Source organism: Pandoraea iniqua, from assembly GCF_902459685.1.
In the GTDB taxonomy this organism is placed as follows: domain Bacteria; phylum Pseudomonadota; class Gammaproteobacteria; order Burkholderiales; family Burkholderiaceae; genus Pandoraea; species Pandoraea iniqua.
This window is the reverse complement of the sequence record NZ_CABPSF010000002.1, coordinates 109,522-130,578: the sequence shown is the minus strand read 5'-3', so window position 1 is coordinate 130,578 and position 21,057 is coordinate 109,522. Positions and strand designations below refer to the sequence as shown.

The window sequence follows — 21,057 nt, the reverse complement described above, 5'->3', positions numbered from 1 at the left end:
TGCCGGCCTCATCAGGTAAAGCAGAAGTCATGTCCGCACACACTACGAACGACGCCCTTTTTGAACGCGCCCAGCAAACCATTCCCGGCGGCGTGAACTCGCCGGTCCGCGCGTTTCGCTCGGTCGGCGGCACGCCGCGCTTCATCGCCCGCGCACAAGGCCCGTACATGTGGGATGCCGAAGGCACGCGCTACATCGACTACATCGGCTCGTGGGGCCCGATGATCGTGGGTCACCTGCACCCGGAAGTGGTCGCCGCCGTGCAAACGGCCATGGCACAGGGCTTCAGCTTCGGCGCCCCGACCGAAGGCGAAGTCGTCATGGCCGAAGAAATCTGCCGTCTGGTGCCGTCCATCGAGCAGGTGCGTCTGGTGTCCTCGGGCACCGAGGCGACGATGAGCGCGCTGCGTCTGGCGCGCGGCTTCACGGGCCGCAACAAGATCGTCAAGTTCGAGGGCTGCTATCACGGCCACGCCGACAGCCTGCTGGTCAAGGCCGGGTCGGGCCTGCTGACGTTTGCCGATTCGACGCGCAACGCGCCATCCTCGGCCGGCGTGCCGCCGGAAGTGACGCGCGACACGCTCGTGCTGGAGTACAACAACGTCGAGCAACTGCGCGAGCTGTTCGCGCAACAAGGCGGCGAGATCGGTGCCGTGATCGTCGAGCCGGTCGCCGGCAACATGAATCTCGTGCGCGGTTCGCGCAACTTCCTGCAAACGCTGCGCGAGCTCTGCACCGCGCACGGCGCCGTGCTGATTTTCGATGAAGTGATGTGCGGCTTCCGCGTGGGTCTGGGCGGTGCGCAGGCGCTGTATGGCATTACCGCCGACCTGACGTGTCTGGGCAAGGTCATCGGCGGCGGCATGCCGGCGGCAGCCTTCGGTGGACGCCGCGACATCATGGCGCATCTGGCACCGCTCGGCGGCGTCTATCAGGCGGGCACGCTCTCGGGCAACCCGCTCGCCGTGGCCGCGGGCCTCGCCACGCTCAAGCTGATTCAGGCGCCGGGCTTCTATGAAGACCTGTCCAAGCGCACCTCGAAACTGGTCGCCGGTCTGGTCGACGCAGCACAAGAGGCGGGTGTGCCGTTCTCGGGCGACAGCGTCGGCGGCATGTTCGGTCTCTACTTCCGCGCCAATGTGCCCGCGAGCTTCGCCGAAGTGACCACGTCCGACGTGCCGCGCTTCAACAAGTTCTTCCATGCGATGCTCGATCGCGGCGTCTATCTGGCGCCGAGCGCGTTCGAAGCGGGCTTCGTTTCGGCCACGCACGACGATGCCGTGCTCGAAGCGACCCTCGACGCCGCACGCGCAGCGTTCAAGACGATCGCCTGACCGGGCCACGATCCGTGAGTGCATTACCGCATTTGTTGCCGCATTACATAACGATTCACTCCTGCTAAAACAAGGACACACATCATGCTCATGCTGCTGCCGACAAAGTTCCGTCAGACGTTCGCCGCCCGTCGCGGCACGTTCGCGCGCTGGCTGGCGCTGGCATTCCTCACGTCGTTCCTCTCCGCCTGCGGCTACAACGACATTCAGGTCAAAGACGAAGCCGTCAAGGCCGCGTGGAGCGAAGTCGTCAACCAATATCAGCGCCGCGCCGATCTGGTGCCGAATCTGGTGAACACGGTCAAGGGCTATGCCACGCACGAGCAGACCACGCTCACCGACGTGATCAACGCGCGCGCCAAGGCGACGAGCATTACGGTCACGCCGGAAACGCTCAACGATCCGGACGCGTTTAAGCGCTTCCAGCAGGCGCAGGGCGAACTCTCGGGCGCGCTCTCGCGCCTGATGGCGGTCTCGGAGAACTATCCGAACCTGAAGGCCGATGGCTTGTTCCGCGATCTGCAATCGCAACTGGAAGGCACGGAAAACCGCATCACCGTGGCGCGCAACCGCTACATCCAGTCGGTGCAGGATTACAACGTGTACGTGCGCCAGTTCCCGAACAACCTCACGGCCAAGATGTTCGGCTACGGACCGAAGCCGAACTTCACGGTCGAGAACGAGAAGGCGATTTCGACGGCGCCGACGGTCAAGTTCTGAGGACCGGGCCATGGCTGACGTCCTGATGCGTCGTTCGTTGCAATCGTGGGGCCTGTCTGGCCTCACGGCCTCAGCGCCTTCACGGGGGTACGGACTCGCGCGCCTGCTGTGGGCGCTGGCCCTCGCCTGTCTGTGCTGGCTGGCGCTGCCGGCCGGTGCCGAATCGCTCGTCGCGGTGCCTGCACTCACCGCGCGCGTGACCGACCTGACCGGCACGCTTACGCCCGAGCAACGCAATGCGCTCGAGACCCAGCTCGCCCAGTACGAACAACAGCGCGGCAGCCAGATCTTCGTGCTGATGGTGCCGACCACCGCCCCCGAGACGATCGATCAGTACAGCATCCGGGTCGCCGATGCGTGGAAAGCCGGTCGCAAGGGGATCGATGACGGCGTGATCATGCTCATCGCGAAAGACAATCCGAACGACTTGCGCAAAATGCGCATCGAAGTCGGACGCGGTGTGCAGGGCTCGCTCACCGATGCGATCTCCGGGCGTATTCTGCGCGACGTGATGGCACCGTACTTCCGCAATGGCGACTTCTTCGGCGGTCTGGCCGCCGGTGTCGCAGCGGTGGAAGCGGCGATCAACAACGAAGCGTTGCCGGCACCGCAATTGCCGTCTACGCGTGCGCCGCACTCCAATCTTTCCGACTTTCTGCCGCTGCTGTTCATAGTCTTCATCATCGCGATGGTGGTGATCATGGAAAGCCGCCGGCGCTTCAAAGGCCCGGGCCTGCCCGGCGCCCTGAGCGATCCGAACGACCCGCGCTCGCGCGTGCTGACCGGCCAACGCGGCCGTATCGGCCCGGGTGGCTTTGGTGGTGGACTGGGTGGCGGTATCGGCGGCGGGCTGGGCGGTTTGGGTGGCTTAGGCGGCTGGGGACGCGGCGGCGGTGACGATAGCGGCGGCGGTGGAGGTGGTTTTGGCGGCGGAGGCGGCGGCGGTTTCGACGGCGGCGGCTCGTCAGGGAACTGGTGATCGGCGATGGCACACGAGGAAATCGCGATGCAACATCGGCAACACAATCTCTCGCGCTGGCTGCGCCATCTCGGCACATGGCGCGCGCACGCCCGCTGGCTGTTCTCGGATAAAGCGCTCGATACGCTCGAAGCGGCGATTCGCGACTCCGAAGCCGATCATCGCTGCGAGATTCGTCTGGTGATCGAAGCGGCGATGCCGCTCGGCGCGGTCTGGCAGGGCCACACCTGCCGGCAGCGCGCCTTGCAGTTGTTCCGCCAGCTCGGCATTGCCCACACGGGCGACCGGACCGGCATTCTGCTGTACATCAACATTGCCGATCACGATATCGAGCTGATCGCCGACAAGGCTGTCAATGCGCTGGTGGCACCGCGCACGTGGGATACCGTAGTCGCGCAGATGAGCGCCGGTTTTCGTGACGATCAGTATGTTCCGAGCGTGCTCGACGCTCTGAACACCTTGCGCGGCATTGCGCGCGAACACCTGCCGGCGCATGCCGGCGCGGCCCCGGACAATGCCTTGACCGACCGGCCGCTGATGATCTGACGGACCATGTTCTCGGAACAGGATTTTGCTTACATGCGCCGCGCGCTGGCTCTGGCCGAGCGCGGCATGTTCACCACCGCGCCGAATCCGCGCGTGGGGTGTGTGATCGTCAACGAAGGCCGGGTGATCGGCGAAGGCTTCACTCAGCCGGCGGGTCAGGACCACGCCGAAGTGCAGGCCATGAAGGACGCCCGCACGCGCGGCGAATCGCTGCGCGACGCCACGGCGTACGTCACGTTGGAGCCGTGCAGCCATTACGGACGCACCCCGCCTTGCGCGAAAGGGTTAATCGAAGCCGGTGTGCAACGCGTGATCGCCGCGATGGAAGATCCGAATCCGCTCGTCGCCGGGCGCGGCCTGACGATGTTGCGCGATGCCGGTATCGAAGTGCGTTGCGGGTTGCTCGAACAAGAAGCTCGCGAACTCAATATCGGGTTTGTCGCGCGTATGACGCGCGGCACGCCTTGGGTGCGCATGAAAGTGGCCGCCAGTCTCGATGGCAAGACGGCGCTGCACAACGGCGTGAGTCAATGGCTGACCGGGCCTGCGGCACGCGCCGATGGCCATGCATGGCGCGCTCGCGCTTGCGCGATTCTCACGGGCATCGGCACCGTTCGTGAAGACGATCCGTCGCTGACCGTGCGTGAAGTGCAGACGCCGCGTCAGCCGCTGCGCATCATCGTCGACTCGCGGCTGGATATTGCCCTGACCGCCAAAGTGCTTGCCGACGGCAACGCCCTCGTGGTTTGTGCAAACGGCGACGAAGCACGGGTGGCGCGTCTGCGCGATCACGGCATCGATGTGCTCGACTTGCCCAACGCCAGCGGTAAAGTCGAACTCCCGGCGCTCATGCGCGCGCTCGGCGAGCGGCAGATCAACGAGTTGCACGTTGAGGCGGGCTTCAAGCTCAACGGGTCATTGCTGCGCGAGCACTGCGTGGATGAACTGCTGGCGTATTTCGCCCCCTGCATCGTCGGCGACGCGCAAGGCATGTTCAATCTGCCCGCGCTCACCTCGCTCGACGACAAGATCCCCCTCGCGTTCTCGGATGTGCGGATGATCGAAGGCGATTTGCGCGTCATGGCGCGCATCAAGCGAAGCTGAAACATCGCGGCTGGACAACGAAAAACGGGGCGTGTCGATGTGACACGCCCCGTTTTTTATTCAACCGCGTCGTGGTTTCGCTAGGGTGACGCTCAGACGTGGAAGCCCACGCTGCCCAGCTTTTCCATTTCCACCGACACGTACTGCCCCGGCTTGATGTACTCGGCCGGCGTTGCGCCGCCTGCCATCACGATCCAGCCGGCTTGCAGCGGCTCACCGGCAGCGGCCGACAGACGCGCCGCCGCGACCAGCGAGCGCAGCGGATGACCGAGCAGCGCCGCCGTCGAGCCAACCTGCACCGTACGGCCGTTGATCGTCATCGCCAGCCCCAGATTCGAGAAATCCGTGCGCGGGTCGTGCCATGCGCCGATCACGAAACCGCTCGACGAGGCGTTGTCCGCGATCACTTCCGGCAGCGTGAACTTGAAGTCCTTGTAGCGCGAGTCGATGATCTCGATGGCCGGCGCAATCGCTTCGACCGCAGCCAGTGCCTGCGGGCCGGTGACGTTGCCCTCGAGCGGCTTCTTCAGAATGAAAGCGATCTCGGGTTCGACGCGCGGATGCACAAAGCGCTTGAAGTCGATGGCCGTGCCCTCTTCCACCTGCATGCCCGACGTCAGACGGCCCCAGATCACGTCCGAGAGGCCCATCTGGACCATCTTGGCGCGGCTGGTGAAGCCCATCTTCACGCCGACACGCGTCTCGCCGCGCGCGGCACGCCGAGCCAGCGACGCGGCCTGAATGGCGTACGCATCGTCGAGCGAGAGACGGTTGTCGGTATCGAACTGTTCGACCTCGTGCGCGTGATGCGCGGCGTCGTCGAGCAGCTTGGCGTAATCCTGAATATGGCTCATCGTGCGGCCTCGCTGGCGGGTTCAAACACGGCGCGGACCGAGCCCAGGCCGTTGATACGGGTCTCGAAGATGTCGCCCGGCGTGACGGCCGCCATCGGGCCGAGTGCGCCGGAGAGCACCAGATCGCCCGCCTTGAGCGGCGTGCCCACGGCGGCCATGGTGCGGGCCAGCCACACCACCGCGTTGATCGGGCTGCCCAGACACGCGGCACCAGCGCCCACGGAGACCGGCTCGCCGCGGCGCTCCATCACCATGCCGCACAGGCGCACGTCGAACTCGGAGAGCTTCTTCGGCGTGTTGCCGAGCACATAGGCCGACGACGAGGCGTTGTCGGCAATGGTGTCGGTGATACGGATATTCCAGTCGGCCACGCGGCTGCCCACGATTTCGAGCGCGGGCAATGCGTATTCGATGGCGTTCAAGACATCGAGCTGCCCCGGGTTGTCGACGTTCAGATCGCGCCCGATCACGAAGGCGATCTCGGCTTCGATCTTAGGCTGCGTGAGAATCGAGGCGGGAATCGGTTCGCCGTCGCCATAGCCCATGTCGTCGAACAACAGGCCGAAGTCGGGCTGGTCCACGCCAAGCTGCTTTTGCACCGCCACCGACGTCAGGCCGATCTTGCAGCCAACGATGCGGCGCCCGGCAGCGAGACGGCGCTCGGTGTTGATGCGTTGAATGGCATAGGCGTCTTCGATCGACAGCGGCGCGAAAGTCTCGCGCAACGGGGCGATGAAGTGGCGTGAACGCTCGGCTTCGACGAGGGCGTCGGCGGCCGCTTGCAAACGTTGCTGATCGGCCGCCATTACGCGCCCGCCTTGGCCGGTGCTGCCGGCTCGTCCTTGGTGCGCTCACCCACGGCCCAGTGGGCGGCGGGGACCTGCGTCGCATAGACGCGAATCGATTCGAGCGGTGCGCCAAGCGTCTCGTGCACGGTACGTGCCACGGCCTTGACGCAGGCTTTCACGGTGGCGTCGTCGCGACCTTCCACCAGATTGATATGTACGATAGGCATGACCCTGTCCTCGGAAATTACCGCGTTGGTGCTGTAACAAGCGGCTTCGACGGGCAATGATGCGCGCGCAACGAGATACCGTCCAATACCGTTTTTCCGAAATCCGATACCATTTCGGTATTGAGTTTGGATTGAGCGATGAGGCTGACATCCGCCATGACGGCGGCGAATGCCCAACGCGACAAGGGTCTTTATGGACATCAAGCAGATGCGGTACTTCCTCGCTGTGGCCGAGGAAGGCAATTTCGGACGCGCCGCCGAGCGCCTGAACATGGCGCAGCCGCCGCTCACGCGGCACATTCAGGCACTCGAAGCGCAACTGGGCACGCAATTGTTCGTGCGCACCCCCAAGGGCGCGACGCTCACGGCCGCAGGCGAAACGCTGCTCGCCGAGGTGCCCAACATCCTGTCGCTTGCCCGGCGCGCGGAAGAGCAGACGCGTCTGGCCGGCGAAGGCTATATCGGGCGGCTCGACGTCGGCATCTTCAGCTCGGGCATTCTCAATGTGATTCCTCGCCTGCTGGCCAACTTTCACACGGCCCGGCCCGAGGTGAAGATCGGGCTGCACAACCTGTCGAAAGCCGAGCAGATCGCCGCGCTTCGCGAGCGCCGTATCGCCATCGGCTTCAACCGCCTGATTCCGGACGAACCCGACATCGCCGTCGACTGGATTCATCGCGAGCCATTTCTCGTGGCGCTCTACGAAGGGCATCCGCTATGCAAGCGAACTTCGCTCACGCTCGCCGATCTCGATAACGAACGAATGATTCTTTATCCGAACGCACCGATGCCGGGCTTAGCCGAAGAAGTGACGGCGGCGTTTCGTGCAGAGGGGGTGACGCTGCGCGTCGAACAGGAGGCGGAGGACGTGGTGACGTCGATCGCGCTAGTGGCGAGCCGCTTCGGTATTTGTGTGACGACCGAGTCCGCGGCGAACTTACGCCTGCCCGGTGTGGTGTACCGGCCGCTCAAGTCGCAGCGCCTGCGCTCCATCGAACTGAACTGCATGTACCGGCGCGACGACACGTCACCGATTCTTGCCGCGTTTCTGGCGCTGATCCGGCAGTCGCGCAATCACCGGCATGCGCTGACGATGTGAGGCTGTGGCGGGTGATGTCCGCACTGAAAACAAGACCGCTGAAATATACGCAATCGGATGCAAAGCAAAAACTTTGGATTTCAACTGCGATCGGATTGTATCCAAAATGTCCTGATGTCCTAAGGCGTCTCGTAAATCATCGTGGCCCCGATTTGTGCGGCAAGTCGAAATGCTGCGCTGCACCCATCTGCGTAGTACTACGGAGTGTCCTTGTGACGCCTCCGATAATCGTCATCCGACCCCTTTGAAATCCTTTATCCATGCGGGTCTCCAGACCCATTGGGATAGTGGTTCCAATTGGACTCCGTATTACGCTAACATGGCGCATCGTTCGCACCTCATGGGGTGGGAATGATCGAATAAACAGGTTCAGCAGTCGCTTAAGACCACCGCACGCTCGGGTAGTCAAAAAAATACAAATCAAGGAGATGTCCACAATGCAGTTCCGTCACAAATCCCTGTTCGTCGCCGCCGCGCTCGCCTTCATTGGTACGGCTGCTAATGCCGAGACCGTCAAAATCGCCATCGCCGGTCCGTTCAGCGGCTCGGTTGCCCAATACGGCGACATGGTCAAGGCCGGCGCGCTGACCGCCATTGAAGAAATCAATGCGGCCGGTGGCGTCAACGGCAACAAGTTCGAAGCGGTCATGATGGACGATGCGTGCGAGCCGAAGCAGGCCGTCGCTGTCGCCAACAAGATCGTCAGCCAGAAGATCAAGTACGTGATCGGTCACGTGTGCTCGGGTTCGACGATTCCGGCATCGGACATCTACGAAAACGAAGGCGTGGTGATGATCACCCCGTCGGCCACGGCCCCGCAACTGACCGAAGGCAAGAAGCGCCACTTCATCTTCCGCACGATCGGCCGTGACGATCAGCAAGGCCCGGCGGCTGCCCAGTACATCATCAACAAGGTCAAGCCGAAGAAGGTTGCCGTGCTGCACGACAAGCAGTCGTACGGTCAGGGCATCGCCACCTCGGTGAAGAAGGACCTCGACGCGGCCAAGATTCCGGTCGTGCTGTTCGAAGGCATCAACGCCGGCGACTCGGATTACTCGGCCGTCATCACCAAGCTCAAGGCGCAAGGTGTCGACTTCGTGTACTTCGGCGGCTACCACCCGGAAATGGGTCTGCTGCTCCGTCAGGCACGTGAGCAAGGCGTGAAGGCTACGTTCATGGGACCGGAAGGCGTGGGCAACAAGGACGTGACGGCTATCGCCGGCCCGTCGTCGGAAGGCATGCTGGTCACGCTGCCGGCCGACTTCGCCGCCGACCCGGCCAACGCCAAGCTGGTGAAGGCATTCGCCGACGCCAAGCGCGATCCGAACGGTCCGTTCCAGATGCCGGCTTACACGGGTGTGCAACTGATCGCCAAGAGCATTGCCGGCGCGAAGAGCACCGACTCGGAGAAGGTTGCCGACTACCTGCACAAGAACACGTTCGACACGCCGATCGGCAAGGTGTCCTACGATGCAGCCGGCGATCTGAAGTCGTTCAAGTTCGTCGTCTACACGTGGCACAAAGACGCGACCAAGACGGCCGCCAACTGATTCCCTGACGCTTTAAAGGCCAGCGAATCACCCCCTGCCGCCCGCCGATTCCGGCGGGCGGCGCGCATTCGCGCTCGGCCCCCGCACGTCGCGAGGCTTCCCGCATGAACGAATTTTTCCCACAGCTCGCCCAGCAACTGGTCAATGGCCTGACGCTGGGTGCGATCTACGCGTTGATTGCCATTGGCTACACAATGGTCTACGGCATCATCGGCATGATCAACTTTGCCCACGGCGAGATCTATATGATCGGTGCCTACGTCGGGCTTGTCACACTGACTGCAATCGGTACGTCGGCGGGTTATCCCCTGCCCCTCGTGCTGGGCGCAGCGCTGCTGGTAGCGGTGCTGATCACGGGCCTGTACGGCTTCGCGATCGAGCGGGTGGCGTATCGCCCGCTGCGCGGCGGCCCACGCCTCGGACCACTGATCTCTGCGATCGGTATGTCCATCTTCCTGCAAAACTACGTGCAGATCGGTCAGGGCGCGCGTGACGTGTCCGTGCCGATGCTGATCTCGGGCGCCATCGATATTCCGATGGGCGACTTCACCGTGACCATTCCGTACGCCCGCATGCTGATCATGGGTGTCACGCTCGCGTTGATGATCGCGCTCACGCTGTTCATCGCCAACTCGCGCATGGGCCGTGCCTGCCGCGCGTGTGCCGAAGACATGCGTATGGCCAACCTGCTCGGCATCGATACGAACCGCGTGATCTCGTTCACGTTCATCCTCGGCGCCATGCTCGCGGCCGTGGGCGGCGTGCTGATCGGCCTGACCATCGGCAAGCTCAATCCGTATATCGGCTTCATTGCCGGCATCAAGGCCTTCACGGCCGCAGTGCTCGGCGGTATCGGCAGCGTTCCCGGCGCCATGCTGGGCGGCGTGCTGCTGGGGCTGGCGGAAACGCTCGCGTCGGGCTACATGCCCTCCGAGTACAAGGATGTCGTGGCCTTCGGCCTGCTGGTGCTGGTGCTGCTGTTCCGCCCGACCGGCCTGCTGGGCAAGCCTGACATCGAGAAAGTCTGAGGTCGACCATGACACAACAACTCACGCTCAAGTCCGGCGCCGTCAACCGTGCGCCGGCCGGAGAGACGCTCAAGGGCGCGGTCATCGCCACGCTCGTGACGATCATCCTCACGGCCCCCATCCTGGGCCTGCAACTCAAGCTCGAAGGCTATCAGGTTGTGCTGGAGCAACACTGGCGTCCCGTGTGGATCGCTGCCGCGATCGTGTTCATCTTCCAGATGATCAAGCCGATGCTGCTGCGCTCCAAGCGTGCGGTGAAGCTGCCGACCATGCCCACGCTGGGCCGCCGTCAGCAACTGCTCGCGATGTGGGTGCTGCTCGCCATCGGACTCGTGTGGCCGTTTGTCGGCTCGCGCGGTGCGGTGGACGTGGCAACGCTGGCGCTCATCTACTGCATTCTGGGTCTCGGCCTGAATATCGTAGTGGGCTTTGCCGGTCTGCTCGATCTGGGCTACGTCGGCTTCTACGCCGTCGGTGGCTACACGTATGCGCTGCTCAATCAGTACTTCGGTCTGACGTTCTGGGAATGCCTGCCGCTGGCCGCGCTCATGTCGGCAACGTTCGGCTTCCTGCTCGGCTTCCCGGTGCTGCGTCTGCGCGGTGACTATCTGGCCATCGTGACGCTCGGCTTCGGCGAAATCATCCGCCTGCTGCTCAACAACCTGACGAGCATCACCGGTGGTCCGGACGGCGTGTCGGGCATTCCGAAGCCCAGCGTGTTCGGCTTCGAAATGGCGCGCTCGTCCAGTGTCGAAGGGGCGAAGACTTTCCATGAGTTGATCGGCATGTCGTACAGCGGCTCGCACATGGTGATCTTCCTGTACCTGCTCGCGTTCGTACTCGTCGGCTTCACACTGTTCGTTACCAGCCGCCTGATCCGCATGCCGATCGGCCGTGCGTGGGAAGCGCTGCGCGAAGACGAAATCGCCTGCCGTTCGCTCGGTCTGAACCCCACGCGCATCAAGCTCTCGGCGTTCACGCTGGGCGCGTCGTTCGCAGGGCTGGCCGGTGCGTTCTTCGCGGCGCGGCAAGGGCTCGTAACGCCCGAGTCGTTCACGTTCATCGAATCTGCGCTGATTCTCGCTGTCGTGGTGCTGGGCGGCATGGGTTCGCAGGTCGGCGTGATTCTCGCGGCCATCCTGCTCACCGTGTTGCCGGAAGTGGCGCGCGGTTTTGCCGAGTACCGGATGTTGATCTTCGGTCTGGTGATGGTGCTGATGATGATGTGGCGTCCGCAGGGCCTGCTGCCCGCCACTCGCCCGCATGTGGAGTTGCCGCAATGAGTGCAGACCTGTTGAAACTTTCCGGCTTGCAGATGCGCTTCGGCGGTCTGCTGGCTGTCGACGGCGTCGAGTTCGCCGTGCGCAAGAACGAAATCTTCGCCGTGATCGGCCCGAACGGTGCCGGCAAGACCACCGTGTTCAACTGCGTGGGTGGCTTCTATCGCCCCACCGCCGGTTCGATCATGCTCGACGGCGGCGATATCACCGGGCTGCCGAGCCACATGGTGGCGCGTCGCGGGCTGGTGCGCACGTTCCAGAACATTCGCCTGTTCCGCCAACTGACCGTGGTCGAAAACCTGCTGGTCGCGCAGCACATGCGCGTGCACAGCGGTTTTCTGCAAGGGCTCTTCTCGACCGGCGCGTTCCGCCGTGCCGAGCGCACCGCCCTTGAGCGCGCCAAGCACTGGCTCGACCGTCTGGGGTTGACGGCCGTGGCCAATCGCGAAGCCGGCACGCTCTCGTACGGGCATCAGCGCCGGCTGGAAATCGCGCGCTGCATGATCACCGAGCCGCGTCTGCTCATGCTCGACGAACCGGCTGCCGGTCTGAATCCGCAGGAAAAGATCGAGTTGCAACAACTCGTCGACAACCTGCGGCATGAGTTCGGGATCTCGGTGCTGCTGATCGAGCACGACATGAGTCTCGTGATGGGTGTCTCCGACCGGATTCTCGTGATGGAACACGGCAAACCGATCATGACCGGCAAGCCCGACGAGGTGCGCAACGATCCGCGCGTCATCAAGGCCTACCTCGGGGAGGAATAATGCTGAAGCTGGAACAGATCCACACCCATTACGGTGCCGTCGAAGCGCTCTCGGGCGTATCGATCGAAGTGAACAAGGGCGAGATCGTCACGCTCATCGGCAGTAACGGCGCGGGCAAGACCACGCTGATGATGACGGTATGCGGCACGCCGCGTGCGTCGAGCGGGCGCGTGATGTTCGAGGGCAATGACATCACCGGCAGCCCGACGCATGAAATCATGCGCATGGGCATGGCGATTTCGCCGGAAGGCCGTCGCGTGTTCCCGAGTCTGACCGTCATCGAGAACCTCAAGATGGGCGGCTTTTTCGGGTCCAAGCATGAGATCGAAGCGGGCATGGAGCACGTCTTCAAGCTGTTTCCGCGGCTGGCGCAGCGCGGCAAGCAACGCGCGGGCACGATGTCCGGCGGCGAGCAGCAGATGCTTGCCATCGGGCGCGCGTTGATGAGCCGCCCGCGTCTGCTACTGCTCGATGAGCCGACGCTGGGTCTCGCACCGCTCGTGATCGCGCAGATCTTCGACATCATCCGCACGATTCGCGAAGAAGGCGTCACGGTGTTTCTGGTGGAGCAGAACGCGAACAAGGCCTTGCACGTCGCCGATCGCGGCTACGTGCTCGAGACCGGACGCGTGGTGCTCGCCGACTCGGCCGACAACCTGCTGGCGAACGACGACATCAAGCGCGCTTATCTGGGCGCGTAGGCCGTAAAGCCGCGTTGTAAAAAAGGGGACACGTTTTCGCGTGTCCCCTTTTTCATTTCACTGTCCGCGAGCCCGCGTCACTTCATCAGTTCGACCAGTTGATCGAGCGCCTTGCCCCAACCGTCGTGGAAGCCCATCGCTTCGTGCTGCGCACGCGTGGCCTCGTCGCCATGCATCGCGATCGCCGTGTAGCGCGTGCCCTTGCCGTGCGTCTCCATTAACACGGCCGCCGTGAAGTGGAAGCCGCCATGTTCGGCCACCGGTGCGGGCGCGGGACGAAAACCCGGCAGCACGGCGTTGGTCCACACGAGGCGCGAGTTCTCCTCCACTTCCAGATAGCAGCCGACGTTGGGGAATTGCTGCCCCTCCGGCGAGCGCATCACGGTGTGAAAAAGACCGCCCGGGCGCAGATCGATCTCGCACTCGATGGTCTGCCACGGTGCGGGGGTGAACCACTTCTTGAGGTGCTCCGGCTGCGTCCATGCCGCCCACACACGCTCACACGGCACATCGACATAGCGTTCAAGCACCAGATCGAGTTTGGGGTCGACCGAGAAAAGATTGGCGTGGCTCATTAGGGTGTCTCCTTCATCTGCAACAGGTAGTTATCGAGTTGATCGAGTCGGCGCGTCCACTTGTCACGCTGCAATTGCAGCCAGTCCTGCGCACCCGCCAACGTTTCGGTCTCGAGCGAGTAGGTGCGCACGCGGCCGGCTTTGGTTGACACCACCAGCCCGCACTCCTCTAGCAGCTTCAGATGCTGCGAGAACGATGGCAACGCCATCGAAAACGGTTGCGCCAGTTCGCTCACCGACGCAGGACCGATCGTCAGACGTTCGACCACCGCCCGGCGGGTGGGATCCGAAAGCGCCTGAAAGACCCGATCGAGAGGGATGGAATGGTTAGTCATGTGCCTAACTATAGGCATCGGCATTACTTAGGTCAATACCTTTGTTTTCAAATGTCCTTGATTGCCGCTTTTCGGGGCGATCCGACACGAGAATCGGGCGCAGCCGTGCACCGGCTTGGCGTAGAATAGAGCCTTTCCAAATTCAGCCCCCGCGTCGCCCGCTATGCCGTTGGCCACTACAGAAGAAATCATTGCCGAGCTCAAGGCCGGCCGCATGGTAGTCCTCGTCGATGAAGAAGATCGCGAGAACGAAGGCGATCTCGTCATGGCAGCTGAGTTCGCAACGCCGGAAGCCATCAATTTCATGGCGAAGTACGGGCGCGGGCTGATTTGCCTCACGCTCACGCAGGCGCGCTGCAAGCAGCTCAACCTGCCGCTGATGACCTATCGCAACGGCACGCAGTACGGCACCGCGTTCACGCTGTCGATCGAAGCCGCCGAGGGTGTGACCACCGGCATTTCGGCCGCCGACCGTGCGTACACCGTCAAGACTGCAATCGCCAAGGAAGCGCGCCCGGAAGACATCGTCCAGCCGGGTCACGTGTTCCCGATCATGGCGCAGCCGGGTGGCGTGCTGGTTCGTGCGGGTCACACCGAAGCTGGTTGCGACCTGACGGCGATGGCCGGCCTTACGCCCGCGGCCGTGATCTGCGAGATCATGAACGACGACGGCACGATGGCACGCCTGCCGGAACTGCTGGTATTCGCCGAGCAACACAACATCAAGATCGGCACCATCGTCGATCTGATCCATTACCGCAGCCGCACCGAGTCGATGATCGAGACGGTTGCCACGCGCGAAATGCAAACGGCATGGGGTCCGTTCCAGGCCACGCTGTATCGCGACAAGCCGAGCGGCAACCCGCATCTCGCGCTGGTGCGCGGCACGCCGTCGCCGGACGATGAAACGCTGGTGCGCGTGCACGAGCCGCTGTCCGTGCTCGATCTGCTCGAAACCGGGGTGTCCACCCACTCGTGGACGCTCGCCGGTGCGATGAAAGCCATTGCGGAAAACGGCAAGGGTGTGGTCGTGCTGCTGAATTGCGTGGAAACACCCGACCATCTGTTCGGCCAGTTCGAAGCGCTCGACGAAACCGAGAAGGCCGCGCGCGCCAAGCGCCGCCCGGTGGACTTCCGTACGCACGGCGTCGGCGCGCAGATCCTGCGCGAGCTGGGTGTCGGTAAAATGCGTGTGCTCTCCAGCCCGCGCAAGATTCCGAACATGGCAGGTTATGGCCTCGAGGTCACCGGCTTCCAGCCGATGCCCGGCGCCGAAGTTGCCTGAGCCAAATTGAATCATTGCCCCGCCGTCTGACGGCGGGGGTATGACAACGCCGAGCGGCGCTCCTCACGGGCCCGCTGGCACTACGTAGGCCGCACCGCCTGGACGGTACTTTTTTAAGGAAGCCCATTATGGACATCGGACAATACCAGCCGGAACTCGACGGTGAAGGCCTTCGCGTGGGCATCGTGCAGGCGCGTTTCAACGATGCGGTTTGCACGGCACTGCGTGACGCCGCCATCGCTGAACTCGACCGTCTGGGTGTCGACGGCGAAGACGTGCTGCTCGTGTCGGTGCCCGGCGCACTGGAAATCCCGCTGGCATTGCAGAAGATGGCCGAAAGCGGTCAGTTCGACGCACTCATCGCGCTGGGCGCGGTGATTCGCGGCGAAACGTACCACTTCGAGCTGGTCTCGAACGAAAGCGGTGCCGGCATTACGCGCATCGGCCTCGATTTCGGTATTCCCATCGCGAACGCGGTGCTCACCACCGAAAACGACGAACAAGCCGAAGTGCGCGCCGCCGAGAAGGGTCGCGATGCGGCCCGTGTGGCGGTGGAAATGGCCAATTTGCTCGAAGCCCTGGATGTACTGAACGGCGACGACGAAGCGGATGAAGACGAAGACGAAGAAGAGGAAGATCGGTAATGAAGAGTGCTCGCCGCCGCGCGCGCGAATTTGCGCTGCAAGGTTTGTATCAATGGCTGCTCTCGCGCGACCACGCGGGTGAGATCGATGCGCACCTGCGCACCACCCCGGGCTACGACAAGGCTGACCGCGCCCACCTGGATGCCCTGCTCCATGGCAGCATCCGTGAAGCGGATGCCTTGTCGCTGCAACTGCAACCGTACCTTGACCGTCCGGCAGCCGAGCTGTCGCCGGTCGAGCACGGGGTGCTCGTGCTCGGTGCCTACGAACTGATTCACCACCTGGACATTCCGTACCGCGTGGTGATCAACGAGGCAGTGGAGTTGGCCAAGACCTTTGGCGGCGTGGAAGGCTTCCGCTACGTGAACGGTGTGCTCGACAAGTTCTCGGCCGAAGTGCGCCCGGACGAAGTCGCCGCCAATCGCGGCGGGCGCGGCAAGAGCGCCTGATAGCGTCTGAAGTCCCGGGAATTCGTCAGCCCCCATGTGCGCCGGCGAATTCCCGCCAGTTCTCCCTGCTGCATCCCCCTCCACCCCCTCCACCCCCTCCACCCTCTCTACCCGCCCCCCGCCAACATGGACCGTACGCCCGACCTCGCCCCCGCGCTGAAACTGGCACAACGTGTCGACGACATCGCGCCGTTCCACGTCATGGAGCTTGCCAAGCAAGCCGCCCTGCGTGAAAAGGCCGGACACGACGTCATCCACATGGGCATTGGCGAGCCCGATTTCACCGCGCCCGAGCAAGTGATCGAGGCCGCGGCGAAGGCGATGCGAGACGGTCGCACCCAGTACACCAGTGCGATGGGCTTGCCCGCGCTGCGCGAAGCTATCTCCGATTACTACCGTAGTTACTACGGGGTTGACGTCGATCCGTCGCGCATCGTCGTGACGGCGGGTGCCTCTGCGGCACTCGTGCTCGCTTGTGCGGCGTTGGTTGGCGTGGGTGATGAAGTGCTAATGCCGGACCCGTGCTACCCGTGCAACCGGCACTTCGTGTCGACGTTCGACGGCAAGCCGGTGTTGATTCCGTCCGGCCCTGCTGAGCGTTTCCAACTGACTGCCGAACGCATCGAATCGCACTGGGGCCCGGCGACACGAGGCGTGTTGCTGGCCTCGCCGTCAAACCCGACCGGCACGTCGATCGAAACCGCCGAGCTGGGCCGCATCGTCAAATCGGTACGGGCGCGTGGCGGCTTCACGCTGGTCGACGAGATTTATCAGGGGCTGAGCTACGACGGCAAGCCCACCACGGCATTGAGCTTTGGCGATGACGTGCTGGTGGTGAGCAGCTTCTCGAAGTACTTCAATATGACGGGATGGCGCTTGGGTTGGCTGGTTGTGCCGCCCTCGCTGGTGCCGACATTCGAGAAGCTCTCGCAGAATCTGTTCATCTGCCCGTCTGCGGTTGCGCAGCATGCGGCGATCGCCTGCTTCCGTCCCGACACGCTGGCGATCTACGAAGCCCGCAAGGATGCCTTCCGCAATCGCCGCGACTACGTGGTGCCGGCACTCGAGCGACTCGGCTTCAAGGTGCCCGTCATGCCGGACGGTGCGTTTTACGTCTACGCCGACTGTTCGGGCGTACAGCATCCGAATGCTGGCGACAGCGACCTGCTCACGCAAGCGCTGCTGCAACAGGCGGACGTCGTGCTGGTGCCGGGACTGGACTTCGGTTTTGCCGAGCCCCGCAAGTACATCCGGCTGTCGTACGCCACGTCGCTCGAGAAGTTGCGCGAGGCCATGGGCCGTATCGAACGGGTCTTCACCGGCGGCTGATCTAAAGCTCCCCCGAGGGCTCACCAAAAACAAAAAAACCATCGAATCGCTTCGATGGGTTTTTTGTTGGTCCGCATCACCCTTCTATATAGAGAGCGATGCGTTCCGGGCGGCGATGCACTGGCCAGCGTGCATCAGAGCAGAGTTCACTCAGGCTGCCGTGCTGTCGTCCGCTTCAAGCGGCTTGGCTGCGGCGGCCTTGCCGGTTGCCGACACGCTCGGTGCCGGTGCCGATTCCGCGGCCGACTCATCGGCCTTGCCAGCCGAGACCGGCTTGGTCACAGGCTTTGCGGCGCTGACGATCACCGGCGCTTGCGGCGCGTTCGGCGAGATCTTGCGGCCCATGGCCACACCACGCAGACGATCACGCTCGGCGAGCACCTTCGCACCGTAGCCGCCGTCGCCCGCACTGGTCGAGCCGACATACAGACGCAGACCACCGGCGAGCGAACCGCCGCGTGCGATGCATTCCTTCAGAATCAGCGCGCCGACCTTGATGTTGGCGAGCGGATGCAGTGCCGCTTCCGGACCGCCGAAGTATTCCAGCTTGTCCTGATGCACCTTCGACATGACCTGCATGAGGCCTTGGGCGCCAACGGTGCTTTCGGCATACGGGTTGAAACCCGATTCGATCGCCATGACCGCCAGCAACAGCAGCGGGTCGAGACCCACTTCCTTGCCCGTCGTGTAAGCGGCGCGCACGAGGTTACCCGTCACGTCGCCGGCCACGCGATAACGGCGGGCCAGATAGTCGCCCACGGCGATTTGTTCGCGCGTGTCGAGCACCTTGCCGGCACGGGCATCGGCTGCCACGCGCTGGTTCGGGATATAGGCAGCGAGAACCGCTGCCGAGGGCACGTGTTGTGCGGCTTGCGCCATCATCGTGGCGTCGGAGGGCATGCCCTGCGCCACGGTGCTGCCGTTCGCACCGCCGTGATTGGCCGCATTGGCCGACCCGGTGGCTGCTTCGATCAGCGGACCGACACGCGACGCCAGATCGGCGCGCCACGTCGGTCGGGCCCACAACGCGAGCGTACCGACCACGGCGACAAGACCGACAGCGCTGGACGTATACAGTCCAACACGACCGCCATGCCACGCGAGGCGACGCCAATCGCGGCGAGCCGCGGCTACCGTTGCCACGCCACGCGCTTGCAGCGCACGGACAGCGGCCAGTAGCCAGGGTGATAAACCAGACTTCTTCATACTGCGTACTCCGGTTACGCCGTCACCACGGGGTGGTCCCGCGGCGTAAGGAAACGAGCCGGGATGCCCGCCAGGCATTCCGTGAAGCGCTCATTTACGGCATAGGGAAAAAGGCGGTGCACCGTGTTTGTCATCAACGATGCCACTACCGCCGCAGCGCGCCGACCTGTTCGGTCCCCGGCGCTGACGAGCTATCGCTCGCGCTGCTTCCTAAAACACTGGTTTCCCGACCTCGGTGAGAAAACCAGCCACTGAAAATCCACGTCGATGTTGTAGTTGTCGCTAAGCTCGATCGGGTTGGCCTACCCGTCATCGAAGCCGCCTTTCTGGATTCAACGGGCGGATTGTAGCAGCGATATATAATCCGTCAATACTATGAATTAGAAAAATCATTACTAAAAGTAATTTGTAACAGGTGTTTTGCCGTGTCGTTTCAGGCCTCCGAACGGTAGAATGGCCCGCACTAGCCTGCGTTTACGGGGCAAAAACCCGCCCTTCCGCGAATTCGAACGGCCGTTTTCAGCGCCTGTATGAATTCCGTAAAAATTTTTTGGTAACCGTTTGTTTCATGAAATATCTCGATCTTCGTGACTTCACCACGCAACTGGAGCGATCCGGGCAGCTTCGTCGTGTAGACGTGCCTGTCTCGCCGGTGCTGGAGATGACGGCGCTGGCCGATCGCGTACTCAAGGCGGGCGGCCCCGCGCTCTGGTTCGAGCGGCCGACCGGTTACGACATGCCCGTGCTCGCCAACTTGTTTGGCACCCCTGAACGAGTGGCGCTCGGCATGGGCGTCGAAAAAGGGGAAAACGCACTGGGCTCGCTGCGCGAACTCGGTCAGCTTCTTTCGACACTCAAGGAACCCGAACCGCCTCGCGGCCTGAAAGACGCGGGCAAATTGCTCAGCATGGCCAAAGCGGTTTGGGACATGGCACCGAAAGACGTCAGCAGTCCGGTGTCTCAGGAGATCGTCTGGGAAGGCGACGACGTGGATCTCGCGCGTCTGCCGATTCAGACTTGCTGGCCCGGCGATGCCGCCCCCCTGATTACTTGGGGGCTCGTCATTACCAAGGGCCCGCACCGCAAGCGCCAGAATCTGGGCATCTACCGCCAGCAGGTCATCAGCCGCAATCAGGTCATCATGCGCTGGCTCGCGCATCGCGGCGGCGCGCTCGACTTCCGTGAGTTTGCGCAGGCAAACCCCGGCAAGCCGTTCCCGATTGCCGTGGCACTGGGCGCCGACCCGGCCACCATGCTCGGCGCGGTCACGCCGGTGCCCGATACGCTCTCGGAGTATCAATTCGCCGGTCTGCTGCGCGGCAGCCGCACGGAGTTGAGCAAGTGCCTGACCCCGGGGCTGGAATCGTTGCGCGTGCCGGCCCGCGCCGAGATCGTGCTCGAAGGCTTTATCTATCCGTCGGATCAGCCGCCCGAAGTGCCGAAGGGGGCCCCGCCGCCGCCCTCGCGCGGCGCGACCGCCGGTTACGCCCACGCCCTCGAAGGCCCATACGGCGATCACACCGGTTATTACAACGAGCAGGAGTGGTTTCCGGTGTTCACCATCGAGCGCATCACGATGCGCCGCAACGCCGTCTATCACTCGACCTACACCGGCAAACCGCCCGACGAACCGGCCGTGCTGGGCGTGGCGCTCAATGAAGTGTTCGTGCCGCTGCTGCAAAAGCAGTTTCCGGAGATCACCGACTTCTATCTGCCGCCCGAGGGTTGCAGCTACCGCATGGCCATCGTGCAGATGAAGAAGGCCTATGCCGGTCACGCCAAGCGGGTGATGTTCGGTGTGTGGAGTTTCCTGCGCCAGTTCATGTATACGAAGTTCATCGTTGTGGTCGACGAGGACGTCGATATTCGCGACTGGAAGGAAGTGATCTGGGCGATCACGACCCGCGTCGATCCCACCCGCGACACCACGCTCGTGGACCAGACACCCATCGACTATCTCGACTTCGCCTCGCCCGTGGCCGGTCTGGGCTCCAAGATGGGCATCGACGCCACCAACAAGTGGCCGGGTGAAACTTCCCGCGAGTGGGGGCGTCCCATCGAAATGACCGCAGACGTCGACGCTCGCATGGCCACGCTATATAAAGACCTCGGCCTGTAAGCCCTACTGACTCCGGGTCACTCGCGCCGTCACAAAGCGCGAGTGACATTGGAGTAAGCTGGCGACCGATGTATTGACGTACTGACGCACCGACAAGCCGTATCCGTTTCCGTCCCCGAGCAGCGCCCCTGTCTATAT

22 protein-coding genes are annotated in these 21,057 nt (G+C 63.2%); 16 read left to right on the top strand and 6 right to left on the bottom strand.

The genetic code is table 11. The annotated features are described in order from the left end of the window. Positions 1-29: 29 nt before the first annotated feature. The 5 genes from hemL (at position 30) to ribD (ending at position 4,683) form a co-directional block, all read left to right on the top strand. Positions 30-1,334 carry a glutamate-1-semialdehyde 2,1-aminomutase gene (gene hemL, locus PIN31009_RS06380; protein ID WP_150789708.1) on the top strand — a complete coding sequence of 435 codons (1,305 nt, stop codon included), beginning with the start codon at positions 30-32 and terminating at the stop codon, positions 1,332-1,334. Positions 1,335-1,424: 90 nt separating this feature from the next. Continuing rightward, positions 1,425-2,054: a LemA family protein gene (locus PIN31009_RS06375; RefSeq protein ID WP_058379812.1), complete on the top strand. Its 630-nt coding sequence runs from the start codon at positions 1,425-1,427 to the stop codon at positions 2,052-2,054. 10 nt (positions 2,055-2,064) lie between these two features. Beyond that, positions 2,065-3,033 (top strand): TPM domain-containing protein, encoded by a 969-nt coding sequence (locus PIN31009_RS06370; RefSeq protein WP_150789707.1) that lies wholly within the window; start codon positions 2,065-2,067, stop codon positions 3,031-3,033. 27 nt (positions 3,034-3,060) lie between these two features. Then, on the top strand, positions 3,061-3,579 hold the full coding sequence (locus tag PIN31009_RS06365) for a TPM domain-containing protein (RefSeq protein WP_174996007.1): 519 nt from the start codon (positions 3,061-3,063) through the stop codon (positions 3,577-3,579). A gap of 6 nt (positions 3,580-3,585) precedes the next feature. Next, on the top strand, positions 3,586-4,683 hold the full coding sequence (gene ribD, locus PIN31009_RS06360; protein WP_150789706.1) for a bifunctional diaminohydroxyphosphoribosylaminopyrimidine deaminase/5-amino-6-(5-phosphoribosylamino)uracil reductase RibD: 1,098 nt from the start codon (positions 3,586-3,588) through the stop codon (positions 4,681-4,683). 92 nt (positions 4,684-4,775) lie between these two features. Here the strand turns inward: ribD and PIN31009_RS06355 are convergent, their stop codons facing one another. From PIN31009_RS06355 to PIN31009_RS06345, 3 genes are read right to left on the bottom strand one after another with little or no spacing between them, the layout of a single operon-like run. Then, complete coding sequence (locus tag PIN31009_RS06355; protein ID WP_058375559.1) at positions 4,776-5,537, bottom strand: 2-keto-4-pentenoate hydratase; 762 nt, start codon at positions 5,535-5,537, stop codon at positions 4,776-4,778. Beyond that, positions 5,534-6,343 carry a 2-keto-4-pentenoate hydratase gene (locus PIN31009_RS06350; protein WP_150789705.1) on the bottom strand — a complete coding sequence of 270 codons (810 nt, stop codon included), beginning with the start codon at positions 6,341-6,343 and terminating at the stop codon, positions 5,534-5,536. The genes PIN31009_RS06355 and PIN31009_RS06350 overlap by 4 nt, the downstream gene beginning before the upstream one ends. After that, positions 6,343-6,552: a tautomerase family protein gene (locus PIN31009_RS06345; protein WP_023597244.1), complete on the bottom strand. Its 210-nt coding sequence runs from the start codon at positions 6,550-6,552 to the stop codon at positions 6,343-6,345. The genes PIN31009_RS06350 and PIN31009_RS06345 overlap by 1 nt, the downstream gene beginning before the upstream one ends. A 193-nt stretch (positions 6,553-6,745) precedes the next feature. Here PIN31009_RS06345 and PIN31009_RS06340 point away from each other — a divergent pair, with 193 nt between their 5' ends. From PIN31009_RS06340 to PIN31009_RS06315, 6 genes are all read left to right on the top strand, one after another. Beyond that, complete coding sequence (locus tag PIN31009_RS06340) at positions 6,746-7,651, top strand: LysR family transcriptional regulator (RefSeq protein ID WP_058375561.1); 906 nt, start codon at positions 6,746-6,748, stop codon at positions 7,649-7,651. A 437-nt stretch (positions 7,652-8,088) separates the two neighbouring features. Next, complete coding sequence (locus PIN31009_RS06335; protein ID WP_087687373.1) at positions 8,089-9,201, top strand: branched-chain amino acid ABC transporter substrate-binding protein; 1,113 nt, start codon at positions 8,089-8,091, stop codon at positions 9,199-9,201. Positions 9,202-9,305: 104 nt separating this feature from the next. Next, positions 9,306-10,229 (top strand): high-affinity branched-chain amino acid ABC transporter permease LivH, encoded by a 924-nt coding sequence (gene livH / locus PIN31009_RS06330; protein WP_150683528.1) that lies wholly within the window; start codon positions 9,306-9,308, stop codon positions 10,227-10,229. A gap of 8 nt (positions 10,230-10,237) precedes the next feature. Next, a complete protein-coding gene (locus tag PIN31009_RS06325) occupies positions 10,238-11,512 on the top strand; it encodes a high-affinity branched-chain amino acid ABC transporter permease LivM (protein ID WP_150683527.1) in 1,275 nt (424 codons plus the stop codon). Beyond that, positions 11,509-12,276: a high-affinity branched-chain amino acid ABC transporter ATP-binding protein LivG gene (gene livG / locus PIN31009_RS06320; protein WP_058375565.1), complete on the top strand. Its 768-nt coding sequence runs from the start codon at positions 11,509-11,511 to the stop codon at positions 12,274-12,276. Before PIN31009_RS06325 ends, livG begins: the two co-directional genes overlap by 4 nt. Then, positions 12,276-12,977, top strand: a complete 702-nt coding sequence (locus tag PIN31009_RS06315; RefSeq protein WP_058375566.1) for an ABC transporter ATP-binding protein — start codon at positions 12,276-12,278, stop codon at positions 12,975-12,977. Before livG ends, PIN31009_RS06315 begins: the two co-directional genes overlap by 1 nt. Positions 12,978-13,054: 77 nt before the next feature. On the opposite strand, the gene PIN31009_RS06310 is transcribed toward PIN31009_RS06315, so the two are convergent. Both PIN31009_RS06310 and PIN31009_RS06305 read right to left on the bottom strand, forming a co-directional pair. Beyond that, complete coding sequence (locus PIN31009_RS06310; protein WP_150683526.1) at positions 13,055-13,552, bottom strand: SRPBCC family protein; 498 nt, start codon at positions 13,550-13,552, stop codon at positions 13,055-13,057. Further along, positions 13,552-13,887 (bottom strand): ArsR/SmtB family transcription factor, encoded by a 336-nt coding sequence (locus PIN31009_RS06305; protein WP_150789704.1) that lies wholly within the window; start codon positions 13,885-13,887, stop codon positions 13,552-13,554. The genes PIN31009_RS06310 and PIN31009_RS06305 overlap by 1 nt, the downstream gene beginning before the upstream one ends. A 163-nt stretch (positions 13,888-14,050) precedes the next feature. Between PIN31009_RS06305 and ribBA the strand changes: the two genes are divergently transcribed. The 4 genes from ribBA to PIN31009_RS06285 all read left to right on the top strand — a co-directional run bounded on the left by ribBA (position 14,051) and on the right by PIN31009_RS06285 (position 17,594). After that, positions 14,051-15,172, top strand: coding sequence for a bifunctional 3,4-dihydroxy-2-butanone-4-phosphate synthase/GTP cyclohydrolase II (gene ribBA / locus PIN31009_RS06300; RefSeq protein WP_150789703.1), 1,122 nt, complete (start codon positions 14,051-14,053; stop codon positions 15,170-15,172). 128 nt (positions 15,173-15,300) lie between these two features. Then, a complete protein-coding gene (gene ribH / locus PIN31009_RS06295) occupies positions 15,301-15,816 on the top strand; it encodes a 6,7-dimethyl-8-ribityllumazine synthase (protein WP_058375570.1) in 516 nt (171 codons plus the stop codon). Next, positions 15,816-16,265 carry a transcription antitermination factor NusB gene (gene nusB, locus PIN31009_RS06290; RefSeq protein WP_058375571.1) on the top strand — a complete coding sequence of 150 codons (450 nt, stop codon included), beginning with the start codon at positions 15,816-15,818 and terminating at the stop codon, positions 16,263-16,265. The genes ribH and nusB overlap by 1 nt, the downstream gene beginning before the upstream one ends. A 126-nt stretch (positions 16,266-16,391) precedes the next feature. Further along, a complete protein-coding gene (locus tag PIN31009_RS06285) occupies positions 16,392-17,594 on the top strand; it encodes a pyridoxal phosphate-dependent aminotransferase (RefSeq protein WP_150789702.1) in 1,203 nt (400 codons plus the stop codon). A gap of 150 nt (positions 17,595-17,744) precedes the next feature. Here PIN31009_RS06285 and PIN31009_RS06280 read toward each other — a convergent pair whose 3' ends face one another. Then, positions 17,745-18,800: a lytic transglycosylase domain-containing protein gene (locus PIN31009_RS06280; RefSeq protein ID WP_150683523.1), complete on the bottom strand. Its 1,056-nt coding sequence runs from the start codon at positions 18,798-18,800 to the stop codon at positions 17,745-17,747. Between the two features lie 568 nt (positions 18,801-19,368). Between PIN31009_RS06280 and PIN31009_RS06275 the strand changes: the two genes are divergently transcribed. Beyond that, positions 19,369-20,919 carry a UbiD family decarboxylase gene (locus tag PIN31009_RS06275; protein ID WP_150789701.1) on the top strand — a complete coding sequence of 517 codons (1,551 nt, stop codon included), beginning with the start codon at positions 19,369-19,371 and terminating at the stop codon, positions 20,917-20,919. Positions 20,920-21,057 lie beyond the last annotated feature (138 nt).